This is a genomic window from Runella defluvii, from assembly GCF_014195535.1.
Lineage (GTDB): Bacteria > Bacteroidota > Bacteroidia > Cytophagales > Spirosomataceae > Runella > Runella defluvii.
In genome coordinates this window covers 160,750-180,459 of the sequence record NZ_JACIBY010000010.1, presented here as the reverse complement: position 1 = coordinate 180,459, position 19,710 = coordinate 160,750, and the positions used below count along the sequence as shown (strand labels likewise).

The following is a 19,710-nucleotide window of genomic DNA, read 5'->3' as shown; positions in this document are numbered from 1 at the left end:
TTAAAGTTGGAGTGTAAGCGTGCTACGAGACACGCGAAGATTGTTGACGCGGCGTCCTCGTTGAAATACGACTTGATCGCTTGATTTATCGCTATATTCAGGAAATTTGACGGGCAACCACTGCCCATTGACGGCTTCGACTGCTTCAAAACGAAGCGATAAGAGGGCCTTTTGGGAATTGCTCGACGAGCGCGCATCCTGCACGATTGCCCGCACCCGTGCCCCCGTTTGCACCACCGTGACGCCATCAACCGAAATCTCCGAAACCGTTTGCAACCAAACCGTTTGTCCTTCCGAAGCGTCGGAAGTCACCGTTTGCGCAAACGCTACCGAAAATGGCTCGTTTCTCACCTCCACCGTTACGTTTCGTTTGGCAGGTTCTTTTTTCACAATGGGTTCTTCTTTTTGAACGGGCTTAGGCTCTTCTTTGGGCGAAACGGCAACGGGCGCTTCTTCGCGAGGTTTTTCTTGGACAGGCGTTTTGGGGGACTCTTTTTTACGGACAGGCTTCTGCATTTTGGGCTCGGTAGGTTCAGGTTCAATTTGCTTTGGCGCAGGCGGCAAGGAAACTACGGGCGACGTCGTGGACGGTGTTGTTATAAGTTGGCGGTTTTCAACAGCTACGTTTGTCGAATCAGGCTTTATTTCTTTGACCGTAGGCGAAATGTCTGAATGTAATTTGGAATGCGTGGTCGTGTCTTGGGCTACTTGTGACGTAGGCGTGGGGTCGGTATTGACAAACCAAAAACCAATGATTCCAAGCGCTATCACAATCGCCCCTAATAGAATCAACCCTTCCAAACTCAGCAGCTGTGATTGTAGTTTTGAGTTTTTTTTGGGAAGGGTGTCGGAGGTAGAGGACGCCAACCGCGTCGGCCCTACCTGTGGTTTATTCGGTTGGGCATTGGCCAATTTCGTCGCAGGCAGGGTTTTCCCCGATTTTCCCTCCGCCGTTTGCCACACAATCGGCCCCGCCGCTACCACCGACAACAGCGCATATTTCAGTTCCGAAGCCTTTTCAAAGCGTTTTTCGGGCTTTTTTTGAAGTAATTTATCCAAAATTTCCTCGACCGACCTTGGCAAATCCGCAATCCGATTTCGGATGGGAATCGGCTTTTTGGTCAAAATTTGGGTAATGAGCGTGGACTCCGTCGTTGGCTCAAAGGGCATTTTTCCCGATAACATTTCGTACATCAACACCCCCATGGCGTACAAATCTGACTGCACCGAAGGCTCGGCACCGTTGAGCAACTCGGGCGCCATGTATTCGAGGGTGCCAACTACCCTATCAGCCCGCGTCAATCGTTGGCTGCCCATCAATCGAGCAATGCCAAAATCCATCAATTTTACCACGCCTTCGTGGGTCAACATCAGGTTGGCAGGTTTGATATCACGGTGTAAAATGCCTTTGTTGTGCGCGTGTTGCAAGCCATCCAACGCTTGCGCGATAATCCGAAACGTCGTTTCTAACGACAACTTCCCGTGTTTGGTCAACAGCCGCTCAATGGTGTATCCATCGACCAACTCCATCACCATGAGGTTATCGGTGCGGTCGTGCAGCAAGTTATAAAGCGTCGCAACGTTGGGGTGGTTGAGCTGCGCCGACAACACCGCCTCGTTCCGAAAACGCTCCATAAACGTCGAATCTTTCAACAGATGCGGATGCAGCATTTTAATGGCTACGGGGCGACGAAGGAGCGTATCCGTTCCTCGATACACCGTCCCCATCCCTCCTTCTCCGAGAAGTTCTTCGACGTGGTAGTTCTGAATCGTGCGCCCAATCATAGTTGTCCTTCTTTACGTAAACGTTTATCCATTGATTTCTTCGGTGGGTCGAACCGACTGAAACGATTCGTTACTCATGCGCTCAACCAGCAATACCGTGATATTATCGTGACCGCCTCGTTGTTTGGCTAATTCGACCAATTGATGTGCGGCCTCGTTGAGCAGGGGAATCATGAGTAATTGCGCAATTTCATCGTTGTTGAGGTAGTCATACAGTCCGTCGGTGCAAAGCAGCAAGCGGTCATCATTTTCAAATACTTGGGGCAACGCTTGCACGTCAATCTCTACCTTGTTGTGCGTACCCATCGCTCTCGTGAGTACATTACGTTCGGGATGTTTTTCGGCTTCAGCCGTCGTAATAATACCCTGTTGAACCAGCGACTGAACGTAGGTATGGTCGCTGGAAAGCGGTAACAGTTGTCCATTTTTTAAAATATACGCCCGACTGTCGCCCACGTGGGCCAAAAACAGTTGGTCTTCACATACCGCAATCGTCGTGCAAGTCGTGCCCATGCCTCGGTAGCGCGTATTTTTGCTTGCTGTTTGCCAAATAGACCGATTGGCTTTGGTCAACGCAAAAAACAGGCTTTCTTCGGGCGATTCTTCGCGTTGGTAATAAGTTTTCGCGACCGTTTCTACCGCTAATTGGGAGGCTATTTCGCCCGCAGCGTGGCCGCCCATTCCGTCGGCAACAATGGCCAAAAAGCCCTTAGTAGTTCGAATCAAGGCCGTGGCAGGGCGAACAAACCGCGCCGCATCTTCGTTGTTGACCCGCACACACCCGACATCCGACACCACCACTGCGCGCAAATCCACCGAATTTGAGGAAGAGGCTTCCGCTGTTTTGCCCGATAACCATTTTTTCCAAAACATAGCTTTATAGGGAGTTATCTGTTTTTAAACCAACGTTTTACGGGTAGCTTTTCCACAAATTCGGTCAAATTATCCACCCAGTCGGCCAACCCAAATCCATTGTCTGACTGTGGGCTTTCTAACTCCTGAATCAAGGCCGCCGCGCTGATGCGACTGGTTGGATTGACACGCAACAGTTTACCAATCAAGCGTTTGCTCCGTTTCGAAATTTGTGGCGCCAACAAATCGGGCTCGGTATAATCTCCTTTTTCAATCTTTACCCGAATCTCGGTTTCGGTACGTCCGTTGAAGGGCAAATAACCCGTCAGCATTTCGTACAACAAAACCCCCAGCGCCCAGCAATCTGACTGCATACTTACCTTTCCTTGAAACTGCTCAGGAGCCATGTAATGCGCCGTTCCGACGATGTAGCCTTCTTGCGTCAACTTAGGTGTATAAGCCGATTTGGCGATTCCGAAATCAAGAAGTTTGGCAAAACTATCTTTGTTGACCTTCACATTGCCTGGCTTCAAATCGCGGTGAATAATTCCTTTTTGGTGTAAATGAGCCACTGCGGTAGCCACCTGCGCCAACACTTTCCACACAAACGACTCAGGAAGCCGTCCTTGACGCTTGATGAGTTTTTCAAGCGTGATTCCCTCCACGTATTCCATAATGATGCAGGGAGTGCTGTCTTCGATAACGTATTCGTACAGAGCGGCAATGTGGGGGTGCTGTACCGAGGCTTGGATGTAGGCTTCGTTCCGAAAACGAGCCGCTTGGTCGGCACGGTACAGCACCTTGACGGCGGCCGTTCGGCGAGTAGTCTGATGCTGGGCCATGTAAACCTCCCCCATCCCTCCTGCTCCCAACCACTGCGTAAGTTGGTAGCCTCGAATTGTTCGATGTATTAATGGCTCTTGCATCACTAATTAGTTGATTACTTTGGTATTTCCCATCAATTCTAGTCCGTAACGAATCGGTACGGCAAAGGTGATTCTTGTCGCATCGGCGCGGCTGGTACTGGCCGTAAAAATGCCAATCACATTTCCTTCTTTGTCAAACACAGGCCCACCGCTGTTTCCTGCCCCCGTCGCATTCACGGTCAGCTGATAATAATCCCCAAAGGTGCTGTAATAACCTACCACGCCACTTTCTTTGGAAGTATTGCTTGTTCCTCGAATGACTTTACCAACGCTTCCGTCCGTGACCGTTGGGTCGGGAACTATCACCACTTGTGTAGTACGATTCGCAAAATCATTGCCTGCGGTTGCGACCACTACGCTGGGAGAGATGCCTGGATAGCCCATGGTGACCACTTTTTGGCCTGGAGCAATCGTCGCATCTGCATCTTTCATCGTCACGGCTTGCATTTCGCTAGGTAAATCAATTTTAATCATTGCCACATCGTGCTTGTTGGATACCCGAACCACTTTAGCAGGTGTACGCTGGTCGTTTTTGGCAAACGTTACATCTATATACGTATTCGTTCCATCAATGATTTTTCCTGAAACGGGCTTTCGACCAAACAGTTTTGTCTCGGCAGGTATCCAGCGGATGTTTTGTCCCATTTCTTGCGTGATAATTCCCGCTATTTGCATCTCTCCTCCTTGGAAACGGTACAACACCCCAGGGAAAGCGTCTTGAGGAAAACTGTAATACGAATGCCAGCTTGCTGCGACGTGGCGGTTGGTGAGAATATAACCTTCTTTTGACACCACAAATCCCGACCCGCTTCCTTGCAGCGCAATCGGCTGGCCATTAGGCGTATTTTTCTTTAAATCAAGCAAAGGTTCGATTTGGCCATCGACTTCTACATAGACTGGAATGGGTCGGTCGATGCCCTTGTAGGTTTCGTAGCGGTGGTAAATATCGTCGCCCGATGGCGCGTGAACAAGTTTTGAACTAAACTCAATAAGTACCACTTTATCTATATTGGCTTTGGCAATGGCTTCGGGGTCAAATGATTCTTTGACAACATTCGTAACGTTGGTAACCAAGGTCGTATCATTTTTGACGACGTTAGTAACTTGCGGGGCGATCTTGTCCTTAAAAGCAAAAAATGCTGCCCCTGCGACGATGATAAGCCCAGCGACCGAAGCCACCAATGTGCGCTGCGATTTTTGGCGTTCGTGCGTGATGACGCGCTCAAACGTTTGCTTTCCGATTCCTGATTTTTCGGGAGAAGCCGCTGCTACTTCGGCGGGAACAAACTCGCTGGTGGGCTTCACCACTTCGACAAAACGCGTAGCGGGCATCAATTCAGCGGGGCGAGGATCCACATCAAATAAAAACACGGGGCCATTGCTTCCCAGTTGCACCTCGTCACCTGGCTGAATCGGTGTGCTGCCTTTCACGCGTGCCTTGTTGACAAAAATCCCGTTTCGGCTGTTGTTGTCAATCAAGGTAAATGCCAACGGGCCGTCTTTGACAATTTTTCCATGTTCACGGCTCACTACGGTGTCAATTTCGGGGTCAAACTGCACGTCGCTATCGCCCGAGCGGCCTAATGTAAGTTCGTTGTGTCGGCTAAAATCAAATTCTTCGATTTGGTTAGCTTTGGCACCTACAAGGTGACGAATGACAAAATTTTTAATAGAAGGGTTCATTGCTGTACTATTTTTAACTGTTTGAATGTTAGTTTCTGTTTTTGGGCGCGAAAGCTTTTTGTTTGTTTCTTTCTTGCTTTTGAGTGATACAAAGTTCCCCCAAAAGCCGACGCCAGTAAATCCAGAAACACCTACATTCTTTTTTAGGAAAACCTGTATTTTGACGTATAGGAAAACCTATATGCCTTCGGTCTGCTAGCCCCCGAGTCAGACGATAGTCAGACTCACCTCCTGCCAAAGCCGTTGTATTCGTTGCTCACAACAAAGCTCGGTCTGACTATCGTCTGACCGAAGCCTGAGTCAGACGATAGTCAGACTCACCTCCTGCCGAGGCGGTTGTATTATTTGCCCACAACAAAGCTCGGTCTGACTATCGTCTGACCAAAGCCTGAGTCAGACGATAGTCAGACTCACCTCCTGCCGAGGCCGTTGTATTCGTTGCTCACAACAAGCTCGGTCTGACTATCGTCTGACCGAAAGCCTGAGTCAGACGATAGTCAGATTCACCTTCTGCCAAAGCTGTTGTATTCGTTGCTCACAATAAAGCTCGGTCTGACTATCGTCTGACCTATTGCAAAACCGTAGCGGCTAGGCGGCCAATGTTGAGCGTACGGGCGTTGGAGTCTATAATGTCGCGGTAGAGCCCGCCTTCGGCATACAGGCTTTCGTGGTTGCCACAGCCGATGATTTCGCCTTCTTGCATGACATAAATCTGGTCAGCATCCATGATTTGGCTGATATTGTGCGAAATAATCAGCACCGTTCGGTCTTTTTTTATGGCATCAATGCTATCCTTGATTTGCTCGGCTGTAATCGCATCCAAACTAGCCGTAGGTTCATCGAGAAAAATAACAGGCGGGTTTTTGAGAAATAAGCGCGCAATGGCAATCCGCTGCTGCTGCCCTCCCGACAGCGCTTTGGCTTCCGATTGATACCCTTTAGGAAGTTGTAGAATCTGATCGTGTAGCGATGCTTTTTTGGCAGCTTCTATAATTTCCTCCCCTGTCGCTTCCAGTTTTCCGTAGCGGATATTTTCCTCCACAGTTCCCGAAAAAATATGGTTTTTCTGCATAACCAAGCCCACGTTTTCCCGTACCCAATGTTGGTCATAATCACCCAACAAACGCCCATCAAGTAAGACTTGACCACGCGAAGCACTGTAAAAACCTGTAAGCACGTTCATGGCTGAACTCTTCCCCGCCCCCGACAGCCCTACCAAGGCCGTAGTTTTTCCTGCTTCAATAGTCAGCTGTACGTTTTTGAGCGCTTGTTTTCCGTTAGGATACACAAAATCAACTGCTTTCATCTCAAACGTACCTTGCATTTTTTGTTCTTGTACGCCCCCCTCCGCTACGAGGTAGGTATCGTTTTCAATCATGTCAAAAAAGCCTTCGGCGTAGGTAAGTGCTTCGCTGTATTCGTCATAGATACGGTGTAGATGCCGCACGGGAGCGGATACGTTGTTGAACAACATGATGTGCAACAAAATCGCCCCCACGGTCATTTGTTGGTTCAACACAAAATAAATCGTCACCACAAACACCATTATAATTCCCAACTGCTCAGCAATACTTTTGAGACCATCAAAAAGGTAATTGGTACGGTGGTGCTTTACTTCACTGTCCGATAAAAACTGCGTAAGGGTCTGCTGGCGACTGGCTTCGTAGCTTTCGCGCACAAATGACTTTACCACAAAAATGGATTCAATCAAGCTAAAAAGGGTATTGGCTTTCTCTTCCCGAAAGTGCTGAATGCTGTGTCGAATGGACTTTTGCCGCCGCGATTGCTCACGGCTAATGAGGGCATACAAAGGCATGACAAGGGTAGCGCACACGCCCACCCAAATGTTTTTTTTGTACATCAATGCCAACGCCAGTGCGGCATTGGCAAACATGGGCACGATGTCCACAAAAATATTTTTGACGGTTTTGGTCAGGCTTTCAATGCCTTTGTCGATGCGTTTTTCGAGTTTACCGATGGCATTTTGGGGCAACGCAAAAAACGATAAATGGTACGAAACCATCCGTCGAATGGTATAATTATGCAAATCTGCCGCTAATCGAAACCGTAAACGGTCGCTCAAAAACTTTTGCCCCAGTTGAATCAGCAAGCTCAAGATTTCTTTGCTCAACAAAATCAACACCAACCAACCCACCACCGTCCAGGCATCGAGCCCTTGGGTCTTGTCGCGGAGCATCAACTGTACCCGATTCACGGTATATTCCATCACGAGGGGCGTCACTTGCGCCAACAGCGCCCCAATGGAGGTCAACACCAACGCCCCTACGAGGCTCTGGCGGTATTTTTGGACAAACGGCCAAAGTTTTTTTATCAACGTACCTGTGGACATAGTGCTTAGATTTTACGCATAAACTCGCGGGTATTGAGGGCTGCGTCGGATTCATAATCGTAGAATAATTCGACCATCGACGACACAATGTGCGGGTCGTCGGTCAGGAAAGCCGTGAGTTTTGAGGGGCGCCCGCTGGAATTGGAACCGCTGCCTAAGATACACACGCACAAGTTTTTCTGAATTCCAGGTTTGTTGTCGTTGGGCGTGCTAATAAAGAGCTGAATCGGTAAGGTTTTGTTCACTTTTGTCACCCGAACGCCCAAGTCTTGCATTTCGCGCATGGCCTGAGCGTGGTCGTTGTACAACTGCCGAATCAAGGCCGATTGAGCATCACCATTCTCCTGTCCATTGGTAGCAATCATAAACCGATTGTGGTGCGGCACGGCTTCGTTTACCGCCAAAGGAGAGTTGCTCCCGCTTCGGTAGGTTTCTACCGATACGTGTTCGTTGAAGATTTTGCCCAAATACTTCAAAAACGCGTGACTTGCCCCTTCGTTTTGGTCGTTGAGGGTCACAAATTCCACGCGAGCGTCGCTGCCAATTTTCTGAAGATAAATGGCCGTTTCTTTGAGTTTATTTTCTACGTCCGAACAATCCCGCAGTAAGCTTTCGGCTTTGCGGGCATAGTCAAACTGCGTAGCGTGACGAAGTTCGTGGGGTTTCAGGTCGGCGTGTTTTGCCACCAAATCCATCCGAAACGGCGAAATTGCCTCGATACGCGCCGTATTTGATAACACAAGCAGGTTGTTTCCTTGGGCTTTGGACAATTCTACGACCTTGTCGATACCTTCCAACACATCTTTGGTTCCCTCCATCAATTGCACCTTTTCATTCACTTTTCCGCTTACTTCGACCATAATCGAATTGAGCGACTTAGTGGCCTGCACGAGCAAGCTCGTCTGGGTCTTGAGATGATCCATTTCTTGCTGGTTGGTACGCTCCTTTTGGCGGTTTAGTTTTTCGGTCGTGACTGTCAGGTACAAGCCAATAAAAATCCCGATAATTCCTCCCACCAAGCCCGCTATGTCTAGCTCACGGATGTATTTATCAATTCCTGGACTAAAATAGGGATGGCCGTCCGACCACTTCCCGCCTTGCAGTTGGTGCTCCGTCAAATAATGCGAAGTGTCAGTAAATACATAGTACCATTTGAACCCCAAGGAGATGAGCAAAATCACGAACGGAATCAGAAAAAACACCGTAAACAACACGGGGTGCTTTTTGGTGATGTCGAACAATACGCTAAAAAAGCCTTCGTCTTGCACTTCCACGTCCGTGTGTTTGGGGGCTGGTTCGGACAAATGCGTTGTAGTAGGATTCATGTGTAAAAAGGTTGACGATTGAACACAACAAAGGTCTTTCAAAATCTCCCCCTCGTAAATCCAGAAACACCTACATTTCGGGTATAGGAAAACCTGTATTTTTGGTATTTACGCTTGTGCTAGATGCTCTTTTATCGTTAATTTTCACCAAGTTCTCCAACTCGTTACACGCTCATGAAGAAATGGTTGTTTTGTATTTGGTGGTTTTCACTGGCAGCTCAAGCCCAGAAGGCAGATTCGTTGGTAGGAGTTTTGAAAAAAGCCCCCCGTGACACCAACAAAGTGAACACTCTTTTTGAAGTAGGTAGGGCCTATTGGCGAGAAGGAAATGACTCTTTGGCGCGGCTTTACTGTGACCAATCCATTGCTTTGGCTCAGCAGCTCCATTATCCACGAGGGGAGGTCAAAGCGCGTTTACAGTTGGTCAGAATCGAATTTGAGTACCTCACCGACCTCAAAACCGCTTATGCGCATTTGGACATCGCGCTGAAAAATGCCCAATCCATCCCCGACAAATCACTAGAAGGCCAGGTTTATCTTCGTCGGGCGCAGCTGTACGAGTCGTTTTTTGAGAAACAATCGCAAGTCAATCCTTTATTAAACAAAGCATTACGCTTGTTTATCGAAGCCAACGACTTGGTTTGGCAAGGCACTGTGTATGCCGAAATGGCCACGCTACTTACCAACGAAGGGAAATACGCCGAAGCCGTTGATTTGATGCTAAAAGCCCGACGCCTCCAAGAAAAAGCCAATGACATCAACGCGCTGCGCTCTACGATACCTAATTTGGGGACATTCTACGCTTCATTGGGTCGGTACAAAGACGCGCTCCAATGCTATAAAGACGCCGAAAAAATCGCCGACAAGCTCAACGATTTACGCCTTCGAGCGTACGTCATCGGGCAGCGCGCTGACATTCACGAAAAACAAAAACAATACCCCGAAGCGCTCAAGGCTTTCCAAGAAGCCGCCAAAATCCACGAAATGACGCGCTCTACCCAATGGCTCCCGCGTACGTACGGACGCATAGGCGGGGTTTATTTTCAACTTAAAGACTACAAAAAGGCGCTTTATTATACGACCATTGCCGACAGTGTTTACAAAAACGAAATTGACTCCAAAGAATCGTTGGAACACGTGTGTCAAATCAATTTTGGCAACATTTTTTTAGCCCAAAAACAGTATGATAAGGTCATCAAGTACGCTACTGCGGGCATCGAGTGGGCTTCGTCGTCTCAGCCTCCACTTCGGAGAGAATTGGCCGAATACCACCGTCAGTTGGCTGAGGCGTACACCCATTTGGGAAAACCTGCGTTGGCATTGGGTCATTTTAAGCAATTTAAGTCGGAGTCGGACAGTCTCATCAACAACGAGGTATTGCAAAAAACCATGGTTTCGTCGATGACCTACGATTTTGAGAAAAAACAACAAGGCAACAAACTCCGCATCCAAACCCTTGAAAACGAAAAACTGACCCAAACCCGAAACATCCTCCTTGGACTTTCGGCCATTGGGCTGCTGGGATTGGCTTTTGTGCTCTGGTATAACCGCCGTTTGAAGCTTAAAAACCAAGAACTCAGCCGTAAAAATCGCGAAATTGAAGAAGCTTTGTTCAAAGGTCAAAAAATAGAACGCAAACGCGTCGCTTCCGAATTGCACGACAACCTAAACACCAAACTCGCCGCTCTCCGTTGGCATTTGGAAGCCATGCAAACCGACGAACTAAACGGTTTTAACCAAAAAATCCACGACAAGCTCCTCGAAATGGCCAATGACGTCTATGCCGATGTTAGGCTTATTTCCCACAATATGCTGCCCGCCGAGCTCGAAACCCATGGGTTGGCTTCTGCTCTTCAAAAACTGGTGGAAAAGTTGACCATTAATACCAAAACACAGTTTCATTTGGTCGTCACCAATCCTTTTCCTCGCCTCCCGTCGTCGGTTGAACACCAGTTGTACACTATTGTATTGGAACTGGTCAACAACGTTATTAAACACGCGCAAGCAACCGAAGTTTGGCTCAGCCTCAGCCACAACGAAAACCAACTTTCGCTGACCGTAAGTGACGACGGCATTGGGATGCCCCAAGAAATCCATTCCGATGGTATGGGAATGCAAAACCTAAAAAACCGCGTAGAAACCTTGCAGGGCGTATTACGCATCGAGAGCGAACCTCGCAAAGGCACAAAAGTATCCGTTACCATACAGCTTTAAGCCCGTATCGATCCCATGAAACTACGACTTGCCCTTGTATTTTTACTGCCCTTCCAGCTCTTTGCTCAAACTACCGACTCGCTTCTGCGGCTTGTTCGTTCGTTGCCTACAGGTGTTCATCGAGCAGAGGTGTTAATAAATTTGGGAAAAAACCTGTGGATTGAAGGCAACGACTCATTGGCGCGGCAGTACCTGAATGAAGCTATAAAGCTAGGACAAAAACATAATTTTGGAAAACACGAAGCAGAAGCAAGGTTACAATTGGTGCGTATCGAACGAGATAACCTCGCCGACGTCGCCACCGCCTATGCACACCTAGATGCCGTCGATTTGCTCGCCAAAAACCTTAACGACAAGTACTTGGAGGCATTTTCCTACATTCGACGGGCACACCTGTATGAGCCCAATTTTGAAAAACAAAAAGAGATTCCTAACCTTCTTGCCAAAGCCCAGCGCATTGTATCAGAAATCCATAACGACGAACTTCAAAGCTATATCTATGAGCGAGAAGCACTTCAGCTAATGAATCAAGCCAAAAACGCCGAGGCGATTGAGCGGATGTTTCAAGCCAAACGCTTACAAGAAAAATACCCAGATTTACGCATCCGTAGATCGTCGGTCGCGAATTTGGGCGTTTTTTTTCTTTCGGTAAACAAATATGACGAAGCCTTGCGGGCATTTGAAGAAGCCGCTGTGATTGCCAAACAGCTACATGACCCACGCGCCGAAGCGCATATAGCTAGTTATCAAGGGGAAATTTTGGAGAAAAAACACCGCTACGCCGAAGCGTTGGTGGCTAACCAAAAGGCTGTAGCCATTTTAGAAATGACCAAAAGCAGCGGCAAGCTCCCTCGCGCCTACGCCCGCTTGGGAGGCGTGTACATTGCTCTAAAGGACTACGACAAAGCCCTCAAATACAACCAAATGGCCGCCCAGTTATACCATAAAACAATGGGAGGAGAAACCATGCAACATCTTTCTCAGATTAATTTGGGGAAAATTTACCTCATTCAGAAGAAGTACTCTTTAGTGATTGAAAAAGCAACGGTGGGCCTCACATGGGCACTTGAGAACGACCCACCACTCTTGGAAGAAGCCGCCGAGTACCACCACCAATTGGCCATTGCCTACGAAAAATTGGGACAACCTCTCAAAGCCCTCGAACATTTTAGAGCGTACAAGACTGAATCGGATAGTATTCTCAACAACGAAGCAATTCAAAAAATTACCGCGTCGTCGATGACTTACGATTTTGAGAAAAAACAACAAGGCAACAAACTCCGCATCCAAACCCTCGAAAACGAAAAACTGACCCAAACCAGAAACATCCTCCTTGGACTTTCGGCCATTGGGCTGCTGGGATTGGCTTTTGTGCTCTGGTATAACCGCCGTTTGAAGCTTAAAAACCAAGAACTCAGCCGTAAAAATCGCGAAATTGAAGAAGCTTTGTTCAAAGGTCAAAAAATAGAACGAAAACGCGTCGCTTCTGAGCTTCACGACAACCTAAACACCAAACTCGCCGCCCTCCGTTGGCATTTGGAAGCCATGCAAACCGACGAACTAAACGGTTTTAACCAAAAAATCCATAACAAGCTCCTCGAAATGGCCAATGACGTCTATGCCGATGTCAGGCTTATTTCCCACAATATGCTGCCCGCCGAGCTCGAAACCCATGGGTTACACGCAGCTTTGCAGAAGTTGATGTTGCAACTGAATGTTAATTCTAAAACGGTGTTTCATTTTGTGACCAGTGGCTCAAATGAACGTCAACCCTCTCCAATAGAGCATCAACTCTACAACATCGCCCTCGAACTTATCAACAATGTCCTCAAACACGCTCAGGCTTCTGAAGTCTGGGTAAGCCTGAGTCAGTCTGACCACCAACTTTCACTTACCGTGAGCGACAATGGCGTTGGTATATCCGACGAAAGCAAGTCCGAAGGGATGGGCATGAACAACTTACGCAATCGGATGGAAGCGCTTTTGGGCGAACTAACCATCGAAAGCGCCTATACACAAGGCACTAAAGTCACCGTTGGAATACCGATATAGACAGAAATCGACCAACCATGAAGAAAATTGTACTGAATTTCTTTTTGTTGTATGCACTCTCAACGCCTTTGCTGGCGCAAAATCCGCTGCTGGATAGCCTCATTCAAAACATTGAAGGCTGGGGCAAAAAACCACCTTCGGTCGAGCGGGATACCAACCTTATTTTGAGCCTTAGCTTGCTTACCGAGCGCTCTATCAATCTCGGGGATGCCCGCAAAGTATTTTTTCTGGATTCACTGTCTCGCTTTACCCAAAAAGCCAACTGGCTCAAAGGATTGGGGTTGTACCAACGGGCTTTGGGTAAAAAAAACGACGTACAAGGCAATTATACCGATGCCTTTAACCACTACGAACAAGCGATTCAGCTGTTAAAAAAAGCAGGCGGTGATCCTTACGAGTTGGGATATGCTTACGTATTGGCAGGCTTTGTATTGAACAATAATAAACTGACCAACAAATGTTTAGAGTATCTTAACGAAGCTCTCCCTTACGCCAAAGCCACCAAAAACAAGAACAATTTATGCTGGATTTATGATTTTTTGGGAGACTACAATTACTATGACTCGTTTGGCGTCCGCAATTACAAAAAAGCACTATTTTACTACCAAGAAGTCGAAAAAAATATTCCGTTTACAACCAGCCCAACGCTCAAAGCTGATAACCCGCATTGTTTGGCCAATGTACATATGAAACTCGGGAATGAATCTCTCGCCAATCAGTACCGCGATAAAGCATTGACCATCGCGAAGCATTACAACAACCGAGTTGTGATTTTTGCTACTTATGCCGACCTAGCCGATATTTACCAACAACGAAAAGACTATCCTAAAGCCATTGAATACCGCCTTGCTAGTCTTGATTACGCGCGGCAATCGGGGTGGAAAGAGATGGAATCGCGGGCCGAAAATTACATTTACACTACATATAAGCTTGCGGGTGACTATCAAAACGCGTTGAAATATTTTGAAGCCCACAAGGCGCATGAAGATAGTTTGGGGCGATTTTCGGTTCAAAAAGCCTACGACGAGCTACAGGCCAAATACAAAACGGAACAACAACAACTTCGCATTACCGAACTTGAAAACGAACACCTCACCCGCACGCGCAACATCCTCATTACCTCTTTGTTGTTGGGCGTCGGGCTGGTGCTCTACATCATTTGGAGCAACCAAAAGTTACGTTCTAAAAATGACGAATTACAACGCAAAAACAAAGAAATCGAAGAAGCCTTGTTTAGAGGACAAACCATTGAGAGAAAACGCGTAGCGTCAGAATTACACGACAATTTAAACACCAAAATCGCTGCACTTCGTTGGCGGCTCGAAGCCCTTGACACCTCTCGCTATCCTCAAGCAGATCAAAAAATTCACGAGAGTTTGGTGCAAATGCTGGAAGATGTCTATGCGGATATTCGCTTAATTTCGCACAATTTGCTCCCTCCTGAGCTAGAAACCCAAGGACTTGTAGTGGCGCTGCACACCCTCACCGAAAAGCTCAATCTCAACACCAAAACGCATTTTCGGCTGGTTTCGGCCGACATTAACGAACGCTTTGACCCCAAAATAGCCTACCAGTTGTACAGCATTGCGCTGGAATTAGTGAATAACGTGCTCAAACACGCCCACGCCCAAAATGTCTGGATGAGTGTTTCAAAAAACGAGCGGCATATCATCCTGACCGTCAGCGACGACGGTGTGGGATTTCAAACAGAACACCAAACCGATGGGGTGGGATTGCGCAACATCAGCGCCCGCGTTGAGGCATTGGAAGGGCATTGGGAAGTCGAAACAAAACCCCATGTAGGCACAAAAGTAACGATTGAAATTCCTGTCTAAAATTTGAATATGTTATAGAATTATATAACTTTAAACCATGGATTCTAAACTTAGAGAAATCATCGCTTACAAGCACTATTTCCCTGAGTTCTTTCAGTCGTTACCCAAAGAGGTTCAGGAAAAATTTGTTTATCTTTTTAGGTTAATACAAACAGTACAGAGAATACCTGAAAAGTTTTTGAAGCATCTTGAGGGGACAAAAGGACTTTACGAAATACGTGTCATGGTAGGAAGTAATATTTACCGTGCCTTCTGCTGTTTTGACAAAGGCAATCTAGTGATTCTTTTCAACGCTTTTCACAAGAAATCACAAAAAACACCTCCAAAAGAGATTGAACTTGCGGAGAAACTAATGAACGAATATTTTGACCAAAAGAAAAACCAGTAAACGCTCATGTTAACTAATGTAGAATCGCTTATCAATGACTCATTTGGGCCCAAAGGCACACCAGAAAGGGATTCGTTGGAAGAACGCGCTGAGTTGTTCGTAATTACAGAAATGATTAAAGAAGCCCGTAGAGAAGCGCACCTAACACAAGCCCAGTTAGCCGAACGAATTGGCGCAAAAAAAGGCTATATATCTCGCATCGAAAACGGCAAGACAGATATTCAATTACGAACGCTCAAGCGAATAGTTGAAAAAGGGCTTGGGAAAAAGCTAAAATTAGTATTTGAATAACTCATTCTAAACCAATTTATGCTTCACGGCATACTTGATAATCCCGATGGAGTTCTTCACGCCTAATTTACGTAGAATATTATGACGGTGCGTTTCGACCGTTCCGACACTGATAAAAAGCCGTTCGGCGATTTCGGAGGTGGAAAGTTCTTGGGCTATCAATCGGATAATCTCTAACTCCCTTGCCGTCACCGCAATGGGCTGTCCTGGCGGTTCGTCGGTAGGGGTCGCTGTCAGCGCCGACGGGCTTAGAAGCTCTTTCATCACCGCTTCGCTAAAGTACTTTTCACCGCTTGCCACTGTTGTCAGGGCGCGTTCTAACTCAGCGCGATTGGCTTTTTTCATGACATAACCCGCAATTCCCGCCTGAAATGCCTTCCGAATCGTATCGGCATCTTCCGAAACCGTTAGCATCAAAATTTTAAGTTGGGGAAATTTACTCCGAAGTTGCAACGTCAAGTCCACTCCCGTCAGATACGGCATACTTAAATCCGTCACCAACACATCGGCTTCGTGGGTTTCCAAAAAAGCGAGTACTTTTCGGCTATCGTTAAGTGTACCTACCACTTCCATGTTTGGAATGATAGAAATAAGCAACGAAAGGCTATCGAGCACGATTTGATGATCGTCGGTAATAACAACACGAATTGGCATTTTTAGGGGAGATTAGGGCTATTCAAAAGTAAAAGAAGATTTTTGAAAAATCAAAACCTGATTTCAAATCCCTTCATTCTTTGTCCTGACGCTTTAAAACCCTAATTTTGTAGCCCTTTCGTGGTTATAGTTTATAACATTCACAATTTACCAATTACAAAAAGTGGGTCCGATACAGATTAAACAGATTCTTTCCGAGGCCAGTGTAGGCAGCGAAGTGGTAGTCAAAGGTTGGGTACGCACCAAGCGGGAAAGTAAAAACGCCATTTTTATCGCTATCAACGATGGTTCGACCATCCATAATATACAGGCTGTAGCAGAACCTGGTCAAATCGCCGAAGATACCCTCAAACTTATCACCACAGGCTCTTGCCTCAAAGTGACGGGCGAGCTCGTGGCGTCGCAAGGTTCGGGACAAGCCGTTGAGGTAAAACTCACGGATGTACACGTGTACGGCACCGCAGACCCTGACGAATACCCGCTTCAGCCTAAGAAGCACTCGTTGGAGTTTTTGCGCGAAATCGCTCACTTGCGCCCGCGTACCAATACCTTCAGCGCTATTTTGCGTCTTCGCCACGCGTTGGCGTTTGCCGTTCACAAATATTACAACGACAACGGTTTCTTTTACCTCCATACGCCTATTATTACGGCATCCGACGCCGAAGGAGCAGGTGAAATGTTTCGCGTAACAACCTTAGATTTAGATAAGCTTCCTCGGACAGAAGAAGGGAAAATCGACTTCAAAGAAGATTTCTTTGGGCGCGAAACCAACCTCACCGTATCGGGGCAGTTGGAAGGTGAACTTGGCGCCATGGCCTTGTCAAAGATTTATACATTCGGACCAACATTCCGTGCCGAAAACTCAAACACAACTCGCCACTTAGCAGAGTTTTGGATGATTGAGCCAGAAATGGCCTTTTTTGAGTTGGAAGACAACATGAACTTGGCTGAGGATTTTGTAAAATACGTGATTCGTTATGCGTTGGAAAACTGCGCCGACGACCTCAATTTCCTTCAAAAACGCCTCGAAGAAGAAGAAAAACAAAAGCCTCAAAACGAGCGTTCGATGCCATTGTTGGAGAAATTACGTTTTGTGGTTGACAACAATTTTGAACGCGTCACTTATACCGAAGCCATCGACATTTTGTTGAAATCAAAACCTCACAAAGAGAAGAAGTTTCAGTACAATGTGGAATGGGGCATCGACCTTCAATCAGAACATGAGCGTTTTTTGGTAGAAAAACACTTCAAAAAACCCGTGATTTTGATCAACTATCCACGGGCTATCAAGGCGTTTTACATGAAGCAAAACGAGCCAAATCCTGCCGAACCAGGGCCAACCGTACGCGCGATGGACGTACTGTTCCCAGGCATTGGCGAAATCATCGGTGGCTCGCAGCGGGAAGAAGACCACGACAAATTGGTAGCGCGGATGCACGAAGTAGGAATCGAACCCGAAGCTATTTGGTGGTACCTAGAAACCCGCAAGTTTGGAACCGCTCCACACGCAGGTTTTGGACTCGGCTTTGAGCGCTTAATTTTGTTCGTAACAGGCATGGGTAACATTCGTGACGTAATTCCATTCCCACGCGCACCAAAATCGGCTGAATTTTAAGCCCGTTTTGTCATCCGTAGGAATCTATTTATTAGGTCCGTATCGACTGTGTTTAAATCCTTTTTTGTAGCTTTGACAACTCTAACAGGGTTGTCAAAGCTATTTATAGACCTTTCTAATACATGAAAATAGAACTCCAAAATTTCGGCCCCATTGACCATTTCGAGTTTGATTTGGACAAAGACCTGTACGTGATTTACGGAGAAAACAACCTCGGTAAGTCATATGCTATGAGTGCTGTTTATTTGATTTTGAAGAATCTATTATTTGTATCAGAGAAAAATTTCAACGTACAATTAAAAGACCTGATTCGTCAATCAGTTGCCATATCTTTCCCTACGCAACTAACTAATAATCGGAATGCAAAAGGTGTTGAAATTCTATTAAGCTCTTCACAAGGCGCTAGTTATCAAATTCGTCTGAACGATTCTGAATCCCCTACCCTTACCTTGAATGAGTTCATGGATGTAAAAGATTTATATTTCCTAAAAAAATACTCCCTGCACTACTTACCTGCTTCACGTTCTGGGCTTTACAACGGCATAAATTCTCTTTCACCCATTATTGCTCAGTTATCACAATTGCGAAATTCCATTAAAGAAACTATTAGCATACCAACATATTCGGAGCCTATTTCTGATTACTTCTTACTACTAACATCTATTAATCAATTACCTAAAAACGAACCAATTACATCCATCGTTGAAAAAAAAATCTTAAAAGGAGAAGTTATTTTTGACAAGGTACAAAGAAAGCTTTTATTCAAACAAGAAGGGTTAGATTTTGACTTAGAACTCTCACAAACCTCTTCAATGATAGCTGAAATAGCTCCTTTAGTTGCTTTTATTAAATATATTGTCACCGATAAAAGTATCCTCTTCATTGAAGAACCTGAAGCCCACTTACACCCTAAAATTCAGGTTGAAATGATGAAGGTGTTTGTCGAGTTAGTTAAAGCAGGAGTCAAAGTAGTGATGACGACCCACAGCGATTACATGAAGGATACGTTAAGCAACTTGTTATTAGCAGGAGAAATTTCACCCGATAAAGTCGCAAGTTATCACTTTGTGATGGGGGAAAATGGAAGCTACGACGCAGGCGATATGAAAGCAACAGAAGAGGGTATTGAAGACCACAATTTTACCAGCGTGTCGGTGGCGTTGTACGAAGAACGTATGAAACTATTAGAGAAACGCTACGCAGGCAACCATGATTAGTGATATAAAAAACGATTTTATTCTCAAGAATTTTGTGAGAGAAAAGTGTGAAGACGAAGGACTCTGTGTTGACATTGATTCACGAATTCCACCAGAAAGAGTAGTGATTATCAAGGTTGATGATTATTATAATAGTTTCAACGTCGAAAAACGTCCTGCTTCTCCCGACTGTCTTATTATTGTTCAGTGCAGCGACACTACATTTTCAGCAACGATTGTTGAAATGAAAAACATTGATTATTCTGCGGGGTTCACGGTTGAAAACATGAAGGAAAAATTTGATACCTGCTTAAATGACTTTATGCGAAAACAGTTTGCCAAATATTTTGACCGAGAATTTAAAAAAATCACCTTGTTTTTCGTAAATAGAATTGAATTACATCGGGCTTCCGCTTACGATGACACTTTGAAAACGAAAATTTTGATGAATACGTTATTTACTTTTCGGGATCGTCCTTGTAAAATAGAACTCAGGTTTCCAACACCCGCCGTCAGGCCTTGTTAAACGATACAAAATACCAAC

At 46.1% G+C, this 19,710-nt stretch carries 15 protein-coding genes; 8 read left to right on the top strand and 7 right to left on the bottom strand.

The window, feature by feature from the left end; all coding sequences use genetic code 11:
- The 6 genes from FHS57_RS21375 to FHS57_RS21350 form a co-directional block, all read right to left on the bottom strand.
- Window positions 1-1,785 carry a serine/threonine protein kinase gene (locus tag FHS57_RS21375; RefSeq protein ID WP_183977265.1) on the bottom strand — a complete coding sequence of 595 codons (1,785 nt, stop codon included), beginning with the start codon at window positions 1,783-1,785 and terminating at the stop codon, window positions 1-3.
- A 24-nt stretch (window positions 1,786-1,809) separates the two neighbouring features.
- Window positions 1,810-2,658, bottom strand: a complete 849-nt coding sequence (locus FHS57_RS21370) for a Stp1/IreP family PP2C-type Ser/Thr phosphatase (protein ID WP_183977263.1) — start codon at window positions 2,656-2,658, stop codon at window positions 1,810-1,812.
- Window positions 2,659-2,672: 14 nt separating this feature from the next.
- On the bottom strand, window positions 2,673-3,563 hold the full coding sequence (locus tag FHS57_RS21365; RefSeq protein ID WP_183977261.1) for a serine/threonine-protein kinase: 891 nt from the start codon (window positions 3,561-3,563) through the stop codon (window positions 2,673-2,675).
- 6 nt (window positions 3,564-3,569) lie between these two features.
- Window positions 3,570-5,246, bottom strand: coding sequence for a trypsin-like peptidase domain-containing protein (locus FHS57_RS21360; protein ID WP_183977259.1), 1,677 nt, complete (start codon window positions 5,244-5,246; stop codon window positions 3,570-3,572).
- A 568-nt stretch (window positions 5,247-5,814) separates the two neighbouring features.
- Window positions 5,815-7,596, bottom strand: a complete 1,782-nt coding sequence (locus tag FHS57_RS21355) for an ABC transporter ATP-binding protein (RefSeq protein ID WP_183977257.1) — start codon at window positions 7,594-7,596, stop codon at window positions 5,815-5,817.
- Window positions 7,597-7,601: 5 nt separating this feature from the next.
- Complete coding sequence (locus FHS57_RS21350) at window positions 7,602-8,921, bottom strand: hypothetical protein (RefSeq protein WP_183977255.1); 1,320 nt, start codon at window positions 8,919-8,921, stop codon at window positions 7,602-7,604.
- Between the two features lie 174 nt (window positions 8,922-9,095).
- On the opposite strand from FHS57_RS21350, the gene FHS57_RS21345 reads away from it, so the two are divergent.
- From FHS57_RS21345 to FHS57_RS21325, 5 genes are read left to right on the top strand one after another with little or no spacing between them, the layout of a single operon-like run.
- Window positions 9,096-11,135, top strand: a complete 2,040-nt coding sequence (locus FHS57_RS21345) for an ATP-binding protein (RefSeq protein WP_183977253.1) — start codon at window positions 9,096-9,098, stop codon at window positions 11,133-11,135.
- Window positions 11,136-11,150: 15 nt separating this feature from the next.
- On the top strand, window positions 11,151-13,187 hold the full coding sequence (locus tag FHS57_RS21340; RefSeq protein ID WP_183977251.1) for a tetratricopeptide repeat-containing sensor histidine kinase: 2,037 nt from the start codon (window positions 11,151-11,153) through the stop codon (window positions 13,185-13,187).
- A gap of 17 nt (window positions 13,188-13,204) precedes the next feature.
- Window positions 13,205-15,022 carry a tetratricopeptide repeat-containing sensor histidine kinase gene (locus FHS57_RS21335; RefSeq protein ID WP_183977249.1) on the top strand — a complete coding sequence of 606 codons (1,818 nt, stop codon included), beginning with the start codon at window positions 13,205-13,207 and terminating at the stop codon, window positions 15,020-15,022.
- 37 nt (window positions 15,023-15,059) lie between these two features.
- The gene (locus FHS57_RS21330) at window positions 15,060-15,410 is read left to right on the top strand and encodes a type II toxin-antitoxin system RelE/ParE family toxin (protein WP_183977247.1); all 351 of its coding nucleotides are present in this window, start codon (window positions 15,060-15,062) and stop codon (window positions 15,408-15,410) included.
- 6 nt (window positions 15,411-15,416) lie between these two features.
- On the top strand, window positions 15,417-15,701 hold the full coding sequence (locus tag FHS57_RS21325; protein ID WP_183977245.1) for a helix-turn-helix domain-containing protein: 285 nt from the start codon (window positions 15,417-15,419) through the stop codon (window positions 15,699-15,701).
- A 6-nt stretch (window positions 15,702-15,707) separates the two neighbouring features.
- Here FHS57_RS21325 and FHS57_RS21320 read toward each other — a convergent pair whose 3' ends face one another.
- On the bottom strand, window positions 15,708-16,355 hold the full coding sequence (locus tag FHS57_RS21320; RefSeq protein ID WP_183977243.1) for a response regulator: 648 nt from the start codon (window positions 16,353-16,355) through the stop codon (window positions 15,708-15,710).
- A gap of 163 nt (window positions 16,356-16,518) precedes the next feature.
- Between FHS57_RS21320 and asnS the strand changes: the two genes are divergently transcribed.
- The 3 genes from asnS (at window position 16,519) to FHS57_RS21305 (ending at window position 19,692) form a co-directional block, all read left to right on the top strand.
- Complete coding sequence (asnS, locus tag FHS57_RS21315) at window positions 16,519-17,970, top strand: asparagine--tRNA ligase (RefSeq protein WP_183977241.1); 1,452 nt, start codon at window positions 16,519-16,521, stop codon at window positions 17,968-17,970.
- A 122-nt stretch (window positions 17,971-18,092) separates the two neighbouring features.
- A complete protein-coding gene (locus FHS57_RS21310) occupies window positions 18,093-19,187 on the top strand; it encodes an AAA family ATPase (protein WP_183977239.1) in 1,095 nt (364 codons plus the stop codon).
- The gene (locus FHS57_RS21305; RefSeq protein WP_183977237.1) at window positions 19,180-19,692 is read left to right on the top strand and encodes a hypothetical protein; all 513 of its coding nucleotides are present in this window, start codon (window positions 19,180-19,182) and stop codon (window positions 19,690-19,692) included. Before FHS57_RS21310 ends, FHS57_RS21305 begins: the two co-directional genes overlap by 8 nt.
- Window positions 19,693-19,710: the final 18 nt, after the last annotated feature.